The organism is Streptomyces endophyticus (assembly GCF_035798155.1).
Classification (GTDB): Bacteria; Actinomycetota; Actinomycetes; order Streptomycetales; family Streptomycetaceae; genus Streptomyces; species Streptomyces endophyticus.
Map to the genome: position 1 here is coordinate 20,017 of NZ_JAOZYC010000164.1, position 13,116 is coordinate 33,132.

12 protein-coding genes are annotated in these 13,116 nt (G+C 70.9%); 3 read left to right on the forward strand and 9 right to left on the reverse strand.

The genetic code is table 11. The features are described 5' to 3' along the window. Nucleotides 1-2: 2 nt before the first annotated feature. Complete coding sequence (locus tag OKJ99_RS32925; protein ID WP_326021719.1) at nucleotides 3-593, reverse strand: VOC family protein; 591 nt, start codon at nucleotides 591-593, stop codon at nucleotides 3-5. A 126-nt stretch (nucleotides 594-719) separates the two neighbouring features. Here OKJ99_RS32925 and OKJ99_RS32930 point away from each other — a divergent pair, with 126 nt between their 5' ends. The 3 genes from OKJ99_RS32930 to OKJ99_RS32940 are packed head-to-tail and all read left to right on the forward strand — an operon-like array spanning nucleotide 720 to nucleotide 3,829. Further along, entirely contained in the window at nucleotides 720-1,838 is a 1,119-nt protein-coding gene (locus OKJ99_RS32930; RefSeq protein ID WP_326021721.1) for an alpha/beta hydrolase, read from the forward strand. Nucleotides 1,839-1,894: 56 nt separating this feature from the next. Continuing rightward, entirely contained in the window at nucleotides 1,895-3,421 is a 1,527-nt protein-coding gene (locus OKJ99_RS32935) for a class I adenylate-forming enzyme family protein (RefSeq protein ID WP_326021722.1), read from the forward strand. Between the two features lie 9 nt (nucleotides 3,422-3,430). After that, nucleotides 3,431-3,829: a nuclear transport factor 2 family protein gene (locus OKJ99_RS32940; protein WP_326021724.1), complete on the forward strand. Its 399-nt coding sequence runs from the start codon at nucleotides 3,431-3,433 to the stop codon at nucleotides 3,827-3,829. 18 nt (nucleotides 3,830-3,847) lie between these two features. Here the strand turns inward: OKJ99_RS32940 and OKJ99_RS32945 are convergent, their stop codons facing one another. The 8 genes from OKJ99_RS32945 to OKJ99_RS32980 form a co-directional block, all read right to left on the reverse strand. Continuing rightward, nucleotides 3,848-4,621, reverse strand: a complete 774-nt coding sequence (locus OKJ99_RS32945; protein ID WP_326021725.1) for an SDR family oxidoreductase — start codon at nucleotides 4,619-4,621, stop codon at nucleotides 3,848-3,850. A gap of 122 nt (nucleotides 4,622-4,743) precedes the next feature. Then, complete coding sequence (locus OKJ99_RS32950) at nucleotides 4,744-5,655, reverse strand: dihydrodipicolinate synthase family protein (protein ID WP_326021726.1); 912 nt, start codon at nucleotides 5,653-5,655, stop codon at nucleotides 4,744-4,746. 32 nt (nucleotides 5,656-5,687) lie between these two features. Further along, the gene (locus OKJ99_RS32955; protein WP_326021728.1) at nucleotides 5,688-6,506 is read right to left on the reverse strand and encodes an enoyl-CoA hydratase-related protein; all 819 of its coding nucleotides are present in this window, start codon (nucleotides 6,504-6,506) and stop codon (nucleotides 5,688-5,690) included. After that, nucleotides 6,503-7,690: a CaiB/BaiF CoA transferase family protein gene (locus tag OKJ99_RS32960; RefSeq protein WP_326021730.1), complete on the reverse strand. Its 1,188-nt coding sequence runs from the start codon at nucleotides 7,688-7,690 to the stop codon at nucleotides 6,503-6,505. The genes OKJ99_RS32955 and OKJ99_RS32960 overlap by 4 nt, the downstream gene beginning before the upstream one ends. Continuing rightward, nucleotides 7,687-9,087 (reverse strand): FAD-dependent oxidoreductase, encoded by a 1,401-nt coding sequence (locus OKJ99_RS32965; RefSeq protein WP_326021731.1) that lies wholly within the window; start codon nucleotides 9,085-9,087, stop codon nucleotides 7,687-7,689. The genes OKJ99_RS32960 and OKJ99_RS32965 overlap by 4 nt, the downstream gene beginning before the upstream one ends. 34 nt (nucleotides 9,088-9,121) lie before the next feature. Beyond that, nucleotides 9,122-10,399: an MFS transporter gene (locus OKJ99_RS32970; RefSeq protein WP_326021733.1), complete on the reverse strand. Its 1,278-nt coding sequence runs from the start codon at nucleotides 10,397-10,399 to the stop codon at nucleotides 9,122-9,124. 142 nt (nucleotides 10,400-10,541) lie between these two features. Continuing rightward, entirely contained in the window at nucleotides 10,542-11,129 is a 588-nt protein-coding gene (locus tag OKJ99_RS32975; protein WP_326021735.1) for a helix-turn-helix domain-containing protein, read from the reverse strand. Nucleotides 11,130-11,303: 174 nt separating this feature from the next. After that, nucleotides 11,304-12,974 (reverse strand): putative glycoside hydrolase, encoded by a 1,671-nt coding sequence (locus OKJ99_RS32980; RefSeq protein ID WP_326021736.1) that lies wholly within the window; start codon nucleotides 12,972-12,974, stop codon nucleotides 11,304-11,306. Nucleotides 12,975-13,116 lie beyond the last annotated feature (142 nt).

A 13,116-nucleotide genomic window follows, 5' to 3' on the forward strand; every position in this document is an offset into this window, starting at 1 on the left:
GGTCAGCCGGCGGTGGCCGGGGTGGCCGGGGTGGCCGGGGTGACCCGGTCGGCCGCGGTCATCGGCGTGTGGGCGACATCGCCGGGTGCACCCATCTCCCGGCGCCAGCAGGCGAATTCGAGCAGGATGCCGTCCGGATCCTGGAAGTAGAAGGACCGCACGAAGACGCCGTCGTGCAGCTTCTCGGCGTACCCGTCCTCGCTGTCGTCGTGGTCGATGACCGGGCTGACCCGGACGCCGTCCTCCTTGAGCTTGGCGCGGTACTCCAGGAACCGCTCCTCGGGGACGTTGATCGCGACGTGGTTCATGGTGCCGACCGCCGAGGTCCACTCGCCGATGCCCGGCACGGTCACCGGCCGGGACACCCCCGGCACCGCGTCGGGCGCGTCGGCGAACCAGAAGAACGCCAGCGCGTTGCCGCCGCCCATGTCGAAGAAGAAGTGCTGCCCGGCGCCGCCGGGGAACTCGATCGTCTTGATCAGGCGCATGCCGAGGACTCGTGTGTAGAAGTCCACCGTGCGCTCCATGTCCGCGCACACCAGGGCGAGATGGTTGACCCCGCCCAACTCGTACTTCGGGTTCCGCCATGTCATGGGCCGGACCTCCCTGTCGTCGACCGGTGAATCCTGTTCTGAATCTAAACTCAGATTCAGAACTGCGCTAGGGTGCCGACGCATCAGCCGTTCTTGTCAGCCGTTCTCGTCAGAGGAGGCAGCGCAGTGCAGGAAATCACCAGGGAATTCGTCGGGTTGGCATCGCCGCTGGTGGGGCGCGCAGGGGCGGGAGGCCACCCCTGTCAGGGCATCTACCACCGCCCCAAGGGACACCGGCCGACCACCGCGTTCATCGCCACCCACTACAACGTGGACTTCTCCGAGCACTACTTGGCCTCGTATCTCGCCGAGCGCGGCTACGGCTTTCTCGGCTGGAACACCCGCTTCCGAGGGAACGAGCCGTACTTCCTTCTCGACCACGCGCTGGCGGAGATCGGCGTCGGGGTGCGCTGGCTGAAGGAGGTCGCCGGCGTCGAGCGTGTCGTCCTGCTCGGCAACTCCGGCGGCGGCTCCCTGATGGCGGCCTACCAGTCGCAGGCGGTCGAGCCGAACGTGCTTCCCACGGCGGGCGCCCGCCCAGTGGAGGCCATCCAACACCTCGACGAGGGCGACCTGTTCGTGGCCCTCGCCGCGCACTCCGGACGGCCCGAGGTGCTCACGAACTGGATGGACCCCTCGGTCACGGACGAGACCGACGCCCTCTCCGTCGACCCGGACCTCGACCCCTTCGGCCCGCGCAATCCGGCCCCGTACGACGAGGAGTTCCAGCGGCGCTACCGGGCGGCGCAGCGGGCCCGCAACGAGCGGATCACCGACTGGGCACTCGAACGGCTCGACGCGCTGCGTGGCACGCGCGCCCGCGACCAGCTCTTCCAACTCCACCGCACCTGGGCCGACCTGCGGATGATCGACCCGGCCATCGAGCCGTCGGACCGCCGCCCCAACTGGTGCTATCTGGGCGAGCCCGCCCGCGCCAACTACGGCATGTTCGGCATCGGAACGCTCTCCACGCTGCGTACGTGGCTGTCGATGTGGAGCCTGCGCACCTCGCAGTGCATCGCCGCCCCGCACCTGGCCAGGATCACCGTGCCGTCCCTCGTGGTGCACGCCACCGCCGACGCCTGCGTGTACGACAGCGACGCGGACGCGTTGTTCCGCCATCTCGCCGCTCCGGACAAGCGCCTCGAAACCGTCAAGTCCGACCACTACCTCCAGGAGCCGGACGACACCCGGTCCCTGGCCGCCGATCTGGTCGCGAACTGGGTGGCGCAGCGCACGCCGTGACACCACACGCGTACGCAGCCGGATGAAGCCGTACGTAGTCGGATGGAGGCGCACGGATGCAGAGCTGGATCCATGTCCTGGAATGGCGGGCCACCACACGCCCGGACGTTCCCGCACTGATCGACGACCGGGGGACCCGTCTCACCTACGCCGAGCTGCTGGCCGCGGTGGAGCGCCGGGCCGGTGGCTGGGCGCGGGCGGGCGTCGCACCCGGCGACGTGGTCGCGGTGATCGCGCGCAACAGCGCGGACTTCTTCGTCCACTCCTTCGCGCTGATGCGGGTCGGCGCCATCCCGGCCCTTGTCAACTGGCGCCTATCGAAAGGGGAGTTGAGGGGAGTGTTCGAACTTCTCCAGCCGGTGGCCGTCGCCGCCGACGCGGAGTTCGCCGCGCCTCACCACCTCCCCCTGCGCATCCGCATCGGCGGCGGCCCGCTCCCCGAGGGGTGGCGCGACGGCGATTCCCTGGACGCGCCGCCGCCCGCCCGGCCCGTCGAGCGGCTGCGTGGTGACGCCGTCATGGCTCTGGTGCACAGCAGCGGAACCACCGGCAGGCCCAAGGCGGTTCCGCTGCGCCACGGGGCCCTCGTCACCAGCGTCGCCGCCTTCGCCCTGGAGATCGGCGACCAGGTCGCGGGCGCGCGCCACCTGCAACTGATGCCGCTCTTCCACCTGGGCGGCCTCGGCCAGGCCCTCCAAGTGTTCCTCACCGCGGGCACGTTGGTGATCCCCACGGCGTTCCGCCCCGCGGCGGCGATCGACACCGTCGAGCGTGAACGCATCCAGTTCTTCACGGCGGGCCCCTCCATCGTCGACATGCTCGTCGCCGAGGTACGCCGCCGTGACCGCGCCCCCGACCTGTCGAGCCTCGTGGAGATCGCCTACGGTTCCGCACCCATCACCCCGACCTCGCTCCAGGCGGCCCTTGCCACCTTCGGCTGCCGGTTCCGGCAGATCTACGGCAATACCGAGAGCCAGAGCATGATCAGCCTGCTGGCGCCCGAGGACCACCAGCCGGACAACCCGCGCCTGGCCACGGCGGGGCGGGTCTCCTTCGGCTGGGAGGTCGCGATCGTCGGCCCGGACGGGCGGCCGGTGGCCACGGACACCCCCGGCGAGCTCCTGATCCGCGGCGACTGCCTGTTCAACGGCTACTGGAACGCCCCGGAGACCACCGCCGAGGCCTTCACGGACGGCGGCTGGTACCGCACAGGCGACATCGCCCGGCTCGACGCCGACCGCTACCTGACCATCCTGGACCGGGCCACCGACATGATCATCACGGGCGAGGAGAACGTCTACCCGGCGGAGGTCGAGGCGGTCCTCGCGCGCCATCCCGACGTCGCGGAGGCCGCCGTGGTGGGCCGCCCCGACGCCCGCTGGGGCGAGGCCGTGCACGCCGTCGTCGTACCGGCCGAGGGGCGGACACCGACGGCGGAGGACCTGGTCGCCTTCACCCGTGAGCACCTGGCCCACTTCAAGTGTCCCCGCAGCGTCGAGTTCACCGCGGAACTGCCCCGCACCACGACCGGCAAGGTACTCAAGCGCGAGCTGCGCAGCCGCCGCACCACCCAGCCCTCCTGAGGAGTGCCCATGGACGACCAGCTCATCGACCAGCTCATCGACAGGTTCTTCGCCGCCATCGAAGCCGGCGACATCGACACCGTCCGCTCCCTGTACGCGCCGCACGCGGTCATCTGGCACAACGACGACCTCGTGGAACAGTCCGTGGAGGACAACCTCAAGGTACTGAGGGGCCTGCACCGCACGGTCGCCGACCTCCGCTACGAGATCGTGCGGCGCGCCCGTCTCGACGACGGCGTCCTCCAACAGCACGTCCTGCACGGCACGTTGCCCGGAGGCGCCGCGGTGACGCTGCACGCCGCCATGTACGTACGGATCAAGGACGGCCGGATCAGCCGCATCGACGAGTACCTGGACTCCGCCCACCGCGCCACCATCCGAGCGGCACGGGAGGCCCACTCCGGCTGACCCGACCGGGCGTCACAGTCACAGGCCGCGCACCAGTCCGCCGTCGACGCGCAGCGCCGTTCCCGTGATGTACGAGGCGGGCGCCGAGCACAGGAACGCGGCCGCGGCGCCGAACTCGGCGGGTTCGCCGTAGCGGCCCGCCGGGATCGTGCCCCGCGACTCCGCCGCGACCTCCTCGGGGGTGCGCCCGAGCCGTGCGGCCTTGGCGGCGTCCAGCTCCGCCACCCGCGCGGTGCCGATGCGCCCCGGCAGCAGGAGGTTCACGGTCACGCCGTCCGCCGCCACCTCCGCCGCGAGGGTCTTGAGGTGGGCGGCGAGCGCGGCCCGCCCCGCGTTCGACGCGGCGAGCCCGGGCAGTGGCGCGGCGATCCCGCTGGAGCCGACCGCGAGCACCCGCCCCCAGCCGTTCGCGCGCATCGCGGGCAACGTCAGCTCCACGAGCCGCTGTTGGGCCAGGAAGAGGGTGTCGAAGGCGGCCGCGTACGCGTCGCCGCCGGTGTCCGCCGCGGCGCCGGGCGGCGGCCCCGGACCATTGAGCACCACGATGTCCGGCGCCCCGAACGCCTCGCGCGCCGCGTCGACGAGCCGCTGTGGCCCCTCCGGCGTCCGCAGATCCACGGCGACGCCGACGGCCTCCGGCAGCCCGGCGGCGACCTCGGCCGCCTGCTCGCCCCGCCGCCCGCTCACCACGACCCGGGCGCCCTCGGCGGCGAGCGCCTCGGCGACGGCGCGGCCGAGGCCGCCGGTGGAGGCGGCGACGAGGGCGACACGCCCCTTGATCCCGAAGTCCATTCAGCGCACCTCCGCCAGTCGGCCCGCGCGGCGATGGCCGCGCGGGCGTTGTGCTGTGCCGTGTCCGGGCCCGGTGGTCGGCGCGGTGCCGAATGTGCTCGGGCCCTGCCTCACGATCCCCATCAGCGCACTTCCTCCCCCGAGGCCAACGCGCCCGGCGTGGCCGCCAGATGCCGGTCCAGTTGCGGGCCCAGCGCCGCCGGCATCGTGGGCGCCGGTGGCCGCACCCCGGACGCCTCGATCAGGCCCCGGCGGCGTATCGCCTCCTTGCGGACGGCCAGGCCGATGCCCGCCTGCGCCTCGAAATTGACGAGCGGCAGATACGGCGCGTAGGCCGCGCGTGCCGCCTCGTAGCCGCCGACGCGATACGCCTCGACGCAGGCCAACAGGCCCTCGGGGCAGGAGAATCCGGTCATGGCGCCGGCCGCTCCCGCCGCGAGTTCGTCGAGCAGGCCGAGGCCGCCGAGCCCGCCGAAGACCGGCACGTCGAGCGCCCCGGTCAGCGCGGCGACGGCCGCCGGCGTGGGCGGCGCCTCCGCCTTGACGGCCGCCGCCGAAGGCAACTCCCGTACGACGGTCACGAGATCGGGCGTCGTGATCCGCACGCCGCTGCTCACCGGGTAGTCCTGCACCACGATCGGCGCGCCCGTCGCCTTGTGCACGGCGCCCAGGTGCTCGGTGACCACCTCGGGCCGGGGCGAGTTGACCTGCACCATGAGCGCGGCGAGCCGGTCGCCGAGCGCCGCGCGGATCTGCTCGGCCTCCTCTATGGCGGGCGCCGTGGAGAGCGCGGTGACACCGACGACGAGCGGCAGGTCCACCGCGGCGACGACCGTGTCGAGCACCCGGCGGCGTTCGGCGGCGTCCAGCCGGGCCGCCTCGCCGAAGACGCCGAGCACGGTGAGGCCGCTGGTGCCGATGTCCGCGTAGTGGCGCACGAGACGGGCGAGCGAGGCCTCGTCGACGTCGAGGGAAGGACCCGCGAACGGGGTGGCCACCACACCCCAGACACCGGGCGCAAGGTGATGTGTCATGTCGAGCGCTCCTTTTCGTACGTGGTGGTGTGTCAGCGGCCCGGCCACTGCGGCCTGCGCTTCTCGCGGAAGGCGCGCACACCTTCGGCGCCGTCCTCGCTGTCGAGGGCCGCGGTGAGCGCGGGCAGCCGCATCGCATGGGCCTCGCGGGGCGGCAGATGGCCCGCGCGCTGCACCATCTGCTTGATGGCGCGCAGGGACGTGGGCGCGCAGGCGAGCACGTCGTCCACCCACCGCTCGACCGTCGCGTCCAACTCGCCTTCCGCCGCCACCTCGTTGACCAGGCCCATCCGGTGCAGCTCGGCGGCCGGTGCGCGGCGCCCGGTCAGCAGCAGGCCCATCGCCTGGGTGTGCGGCAGCCGGTGCAGGAGCTGGAACACGCCGCCGTCGAGCGGGATGCGGCCCACGCGCGGTTCGCTGAGGCCGAATTGGGCGTGCTCGGCCGCGATGACGATGTCGCAGCCGAGGACCATCTCCATGCCGCCGCCGAGCGCGTAGCCGTTGACACGGGCGATGACGGGGACGTCGAGCGTGGTGCGCAGGCCGAGGCCGCCGAAGCCGTTCGGGTCGAGGTCGGCCCAGTATTCGAGGCCCGTCTTGGGGGCCGCGTCGGCGGACATGTCGGCGCCCGTGCAGAAGGCACGGGGACCGCCTCCGGTGACGACCACGGCGCGGATGTCGCGGTCGGACTCGATCTCGGACCAGATGTCGTTCAGCCGCGAAGTCGCCTTGGTGTCAAGGGCGTTGAGGACCGCGGGGCGGTCGATGGTGACGCGGGCGAGATGCCCTTCCCGGTCCCGCTCGAAGCGGATCTCGTCGACCGGAGGTGTCTCGGAGGGGGTCGCGCTCATCGCAGGACTCCCTTCTCGCGGAGCAGGGCGATCCGCTCGGCGTCGTAGCCGAGCGACTCCAGGATCTCGTCCCCGTGCTCCCCGAGGCGGGGCGGTACACGGCGGACCGTCGCCTCGGCCGCCGACAGCTTGATGGGCGCGTTGAGCGCGCGGATCGTGCCGGCCACCGGGTGCCGCATCTCGACGATCATCTCGTTGACGGCGGTCTGCTCGTCGGCGAGCGCGTCGGCGAGGCTGCGCACCGGGGCGCACAGGATGTCCTGCTCCTCCAGGCGCTTGACCCAGTACTCGGTGGACCGCTCCGCGACCGCCGCGCGGAAGATCTCCTGGAGTTCGGGTCGAGCCGCGAACTGCTGGTCGAGCGTGGCGAGTTCGGGGCGCAGGGACAGGTCTTCGTCCAGTTCCAGGGCGATGCTGATGTGGTGCAGCGCGTTGTCCCGGAAGCCGCCGACGAAGATGACCGCGCCGTCCGTGGTCGGGAAGACACCGGTCAGCGGCATCGCCGCCCAGTTGATCTCGGACCCCCTGTTGAGCTGTTGACAGGCCTCCTGCATCTGCATGTGCAGCATCGAGTCGTACATCGACACCTCGACCCGCTGCCCCTCTCCCGTGCGGTCGCGGTGCAGCAGCGCGAGCAGGATGCCCTGGAGCAGATGCATGCCGGTGGTGTAGTCGCAGAGCGTGGTGGCGTACAGGCCGACCGGGTCGTCGTCGGCGGGCCTGCGGCACATCACCCCGCTGAAGGCCTGCGCGACGGCGTCCTGGCCGCCCTTGTGCGCGTACGGTCCCGAGCTGCCGAAGCCGGTGCCGCACGCCCAGATCACGCGCGGATTCAGGGACTTGAGGTCCTCGTAGCCGAGGCCCAGTCGTTCCATGACGCCCGCGCGGAAGTTGGAGACGACGACATCGGCCGTGCGTGCCAGCTCGCGGACCGCCGCGAGGCCCTCCTCGGTGCGGGTGTCGAGGGCGATGCTGCGCTTGTTCCGGTTGATCGACAGGAAGATCGGGTTGTCGAGCCCGGCCTCGTCCGGGATGGACGTGCGGGAGATGTCACCGGTCCCCGGACGCTCGACCTTGATGACGTCGGCGCCATAGTCGCCCAGCAGTTGGGTCGCCGAAGGGCCCATGAAGACCTGCGTGAAGTCGAGGACGGTGACACCCGTGAGCGGCTGGGTGGTGGTCATACGAGGGCCTCCTGAGAAGGCTGCGAGGACGGTGCGGTGGTGGCGGCGGTGGCGTTCTCGGCGGGTACGTCGCCGGGGTCGGCCCCCTGGTCGCGCATCCGGCGCTGGATCACGGCCGGGTCCACATCGCGTACGAGCACACCCTGCTCGACGGCGGTGGCCGCGGCGATGCCCGCCGCCTGCCCCATCGCCATGCACGGCGGGATCTCCCGCGACATCTTCTGCGCGTCGGGGGTGGCCGAATAGTGCCGGCCCGCCACGACCAACTGGTCGACGCCGCGCGGCAGAAGCGACCGGTACGGGTAGTAGTAGTCGCGCCCGCGGGCCACGGAGTCCGTGAAGTGCTGGCGCGCCGTGATGTCGTCCTTCGTCATGACGTACTCGCCTTCCAGGAGGCGGGTCTGACGTACGCCCATCTGCTCGGCGACGTCCAGCAGGTACGCCTTCTCGAAGCCGGGCAGCTCCTGGCGGATGGTGTCGAGGGCGGTCGCGATCCGGTCCCGCGCCTCGAACTCGGCCTCGGTGAGGGAGACCGGGTCGGTGCCGTCGAAGCCGGTCATGTGGGGGCAGTTGCACCACACCACGCCGGGGATCGGTGTCTTGAGCCACCACAGTTCCCAGGCGCCGCCCAGCATCCGCTTGATCTTGCGGTTGATGGCGCGGACCTCGCGCGGATGCTCCTGCTCGTAGCGCTCGGCGGCGTCGGTGTCGATGCCGCCGAGCCGGAAGACGAGGGTGGTGAGATAGCTGCCCAGGGTGTGGGCGGCGCCGGCGCGGGAGGCGACATCGATGTCTCCGGTGGTGTCGATGACGACATCACCCATGACCGCCTGCGGCCCCGACTTGGTCTCGCAGACGACGCCCTTGAGCACGCCGTCCTGGACGATCGGCCGGGAGAACCAGCTGTGCAGCCGCAGCGTGACACCGCTCTCGCGCACCAGGTCGTTGGAGACCCGCTTCCAGCCGTCCGGGTCGAACGCGACGGCGTAGCAGATGGGCTTGGGGTTGGTGTGCTGGTGGAAGTCGAAGGAACCCCAGCGGCCCCACTTGGCCCACATCTCGGGTGAGGAGTAGCGGTCCTCGACGGGCGGATAGACGGCGAGGCCGAGCTTGGCCATCCGCTCCACGTACTCGTCGACGACGCCGGTCACGGTGATCTCGTCGCCGTTGATCATGTCGTCGAGCACCAGGACCATGCCGCCGGACGCGAGCCCGCCGAGCGCCGCATAGCGTTCGAGCAGCGTGACACTCGCGCCGGTCCGCGCGGCGGCGACAGCGGCGCTGACACCGGCCGGGCCGCCGCCCACGACGACGACGTCGGAGCGCTGGACGACGGGGGCCTCGACCGCTTCGAGTGCGATGCGGTCGCCCGTCAGGGCAGGGGGAGCTACAGGCACAGCGATGTCCTTACGTTGAGGGTGGTGGCCGCGGTCAGTCGCCGGCGCGGACCGCGCCGCGGGCGAAGGCGAGCCGGTAGAGCAGCACACTGAGCAGGCACAGGACGGCCACGTACACCGGGAACGCGGCGGCCGCGCCGTGGTCCTGGAACCACAGCAGGACGTAGGGCGCGGTGCCGCCGAAGCCCGCGACGCCGACGGCGTAGCCGATCCCGACGCCGGTGACCCGGCAGTGCATGGGCATGAGCGTGGCGGCGACCGTGTTGTACAGGCCCATCGTGAACGCGAGGACGGGCGCGCCGAGCAGCATCACCACGGTGAACCGGGTGAGTCCGGGGCCCTGGTACACGAGGACGATGAAGACGAGCGCGGCCGTGGCGAGCCGCGAGATCCAGAACGTACGGGAGATCCGCGAGCGGTCGGCGATCCGCCCCACCAGCGGGTACAGACACCCGACCAGGACTCCGGAGAGCGTGGTGATCGCGAAGACGGCCGAGCTGTCCTCGTGGTGGGTGGTGCGGGCCAGGTTGGGCAGTCCCGTGGTCCAGGTGTAGTTGATGGCCTGGGCGCCCGCGACGACGAACACGATGGTGAGCAGGGCGAGTTTGCGTCGGGCGAGCTCGGCCCACGGTCCCGCGGGCGCCGCGTCCTCGGCATCGTCCTTGGTGTCCGTGTCGTCATGGGGGCTCTCCAGCGTCTCCGGGAGCGCCCTGCGCAGCCACAGGAAGACACCTCCGGCGAGCGCGCCGATGGCGAAGGGGATGCGCCAGCCCCAGGAGTCGAGCGCGTCCTGGCTCATCACCGAGCTGACGCCGAAGCACACCAACGACGCGCCCACGATGCCCACTTGGACGTACATGCCCATGATCGCGCCGAACCGTGCGGTGTGTCCTTCGGGGGCGAGTTCCACGGCGTACGTGGAGTTGAGCGGGGCCTCGATGCCGGTGGACACGCCCTGCACGATGCGGCACAGGAGGAGGATCACGCCCGCCCAGGTGCCGATCGCGGCGTGGGTGGGGGTCACGGTGATGACCAGGCTGGTCGACACCATCGAGCCGATCGAGAAGAGCATCACGCCCTTGCGTCCCGCCCGGTCGGCGATCCGGCCGAAGACGACGGCGCCGAGCGGGCGCGCCGCGAAGCCGACGGCGAAGACGGCGAGCGCGGACATCGTGGAGGACAGGGGATTGGAGGAGGGGAAGAACTGCGGGCCTATGGAGGAGGCGAGCAGGCCGTAGACCATCCAGTCGTACCACTCGACGGCGTTTCCGCCGCCGAGGGCGAGCAGGGCACGACGGGTGGAGACCGGCACACGGGCAGGGGATCTCTGCAAAAGCGATGCCATCAGGCACCTCGCTGGTCGAGGATCGGGCGTGCGCGGATGACGGGCGCGCGCTGCGGTGTGCGCGTCCGGTGGGGTGTGTTCTGCTATCGGGTTCGAAGAGGGGCGGGACTCACCAGGTGGGCGGGGTGATCACCCAGACCGAACTGGCCGGTTCGTCACCGGGGTTGGCGTACCAGTGCGGCACGCTGCTGGAGTACGTGATGGAGTCGCCGGGGTACAGGCGGTGCCGGACGCCGTCGAGGTAGACGTCCTTGACGCCGCTCAGCACGATGCCGAACTCCTCGCCGTTGTGCCGGAACGGGGTGTCGCTCGTGTCGTGTCCCGGCTCGGTCTCCACCCAGATGGATTCGAGTGCCCCGCTCAGGGTCGGCGTGAGCAACTCGTAGCGCGCGCCGGTCAGTTCGGCGGCGCCGTGGAAGTCGAGGACCCGCCGCTCGTCGTGGCGCACCACGGGCGAGACCTGGTCCGCCAGGTGGAAGAGGCGGCCGATGGGGATGTCCAGGCCGTGCGCGATCTGGGCGAGCGTGGCGAAGGACGGGTTGCCCTTGCCCCGCTCGACCTGGCTGATGAGGCCGACGCTGACACCGGCCGCCTTGCTGAGCGTGTCCAGAGTGAGTCCCGCCTGCTTGCGGGCCGCCCTGACCTGAAGTCCCACGGTGGCGACGAGGGCGTCCACATCGGGCTTGGCCTCACTCATGGACGTACCTGCCTCTGCCGGGTCGGGCGTCCCCGCGCGGTGCGGACACCGACGGGCTCTACGACGATTCAACTGCACGACGCCGCGCCCGACAAGGGGCATGTTGAAATTCTTCAGGATGATGAAAAGGGGAGAGGTGAGGGAGAGGCTGGGCCGAGGGGCCCCGCCCGTGCCTCAGTCCAGCGCACCCCCGTGGTACTGAACCCCCGGGTTCCACAGCAGGAATCCCTTGATGCCGTCGGAGCGGGCCGCGTCGAGTTGGGCGCGGACCTCCTTGTCGCCGTAGGAGACACCGAGGGAGAAGTCCTGGATCCAGGGGACGATCTGCGCGTCGGTGTGCCGGGTCTTCTTCGCGAAGGCCGCGAGGGAGCGCTTGGTGATCGGGTACGGGTGGGAGTTGGGGTCGGAGACGCCGTACTCGCCCTTCGCCCAGTGCGAGGGGTAGATCATCGGCGCGATGTAGTCGGCCTCCTGCGCGAGCAGGCCGACGTCCTGGGCGATCTCCTTCGGCCGGTCGACGGCGATGCCGAACACCGAGACACCGAGGAACGCGTTGTGCTTGCGGACGGCGGCACGGGTCTCGCCGACGACATCGGCGACGGACCGCTCGGGCGTGGTGTCACCGAGGCCCGGGAAGGACATCTTGCGGATCGGACCGTCGGGGCGGCGGATGTAGTCGTAGAGGATGTCGTCGAAGCCCAGCTTCGCGGCCTCCGCGGCCAGGTCGATGTTGTACTGCCTGACCTCCTTGTTCGCGAAGTTGGTGAACGACAACTGGCCGTAGCTGCCACCGTTGTAGGCACCCCCGCCCGGGGTTCGCACCACACGGTCGCGGTGCCCGGACTTCCACGACTTGGTGGCGAGGATCGGATCGCGGAAGGCGACGATGCGGCCGACGACCGTGCCGCCCGCGGCGTGGATCTCCTTGATGGCCTTCTTCGCGTCGTAATAGCCCTTGGCGGCGCCGACGCTCTTCGCCAGCGGCACCTTCGAGGCGTAGCCGATCTCGCCGAGCTCGTCCTTGATGTCGAGCTGCACGGCGTTGATCTTCTTCTGCTTCAGCAGCTTCATGACCGGTTTGCGCAGCGCGTCGGAGGCCCAGCCCTGGGCGCTGACGTGCACGGCCCGCAACAGTGGCCGGTGCACGGTGAGTTCGGCCTCGTGGCGGGCTGTGTTGCCCGCGGCGTCGGTCGCGGTGACCGTCGTACGTCCCGGTGGACGCGGGAGCCGGACCGCGAAGGCGCCGTCCTTCGCGGGCTTCGCCGTGCGCCCCGCGACGGTTATCTTCCGCGCGCCGGCCGCCGTGCCCCTGACGGTGACGGGCTCGCGGAAGCCGTCCGCCTTGGTGTCGGCCACCTTGAGGCGGGGTGCCTCGGTGTCGACGGTCAGTTTTCGGACGACCTCGGTGTCACCGGTGGGCCAGGAACCGGGCTGGGTGACACGCAGTTCGTGCGTGCCGTCCTTGACGTCCCCCAGGCCGACGGAGAGGGCGCTGGCGCTGCCGTGCGCCGCCCGCGTCCGCAGGGGCTTGCCGTCGAGGGTGACCTTGGCGCCCTTGAGTTCGTCGCCTTCGCCGCCGGTGACCTCGAACTCCCCTGTGCGCAGGAGCTGCGCGCCCAGCTTGCCGTCGTTCGGCAGGCCGACGAGGTTCAGCGTCGTTCCGTGTGCGGCACGTAGCGAGAGTGTGCCGCCTATGGCGAGAACCAGTGCGAGCAGTACGCAGACGAGGATGACCGGCCGTCTGCGCGGGAAGCCCGCCGGGGAAGCGCTGGCCGCAGGGTCGGAAGCGGAACCGGATGTGCGGGAGGTGGGGGAGCGGAGCCAGTTCTTCCAGTCGAGCCGCATCAGCAGATCCTCCAGGAGGTCTCGTGCGTCGTGGTCTACTGCGTCTACCTCGTGTTCACCGTCTACTTCGTGTTCACCGATCCGGCACAACTGCCGTATCCGCGCTGGTCCTTGCGATGGCCGCGGTCTCCTGTGGCGGTAC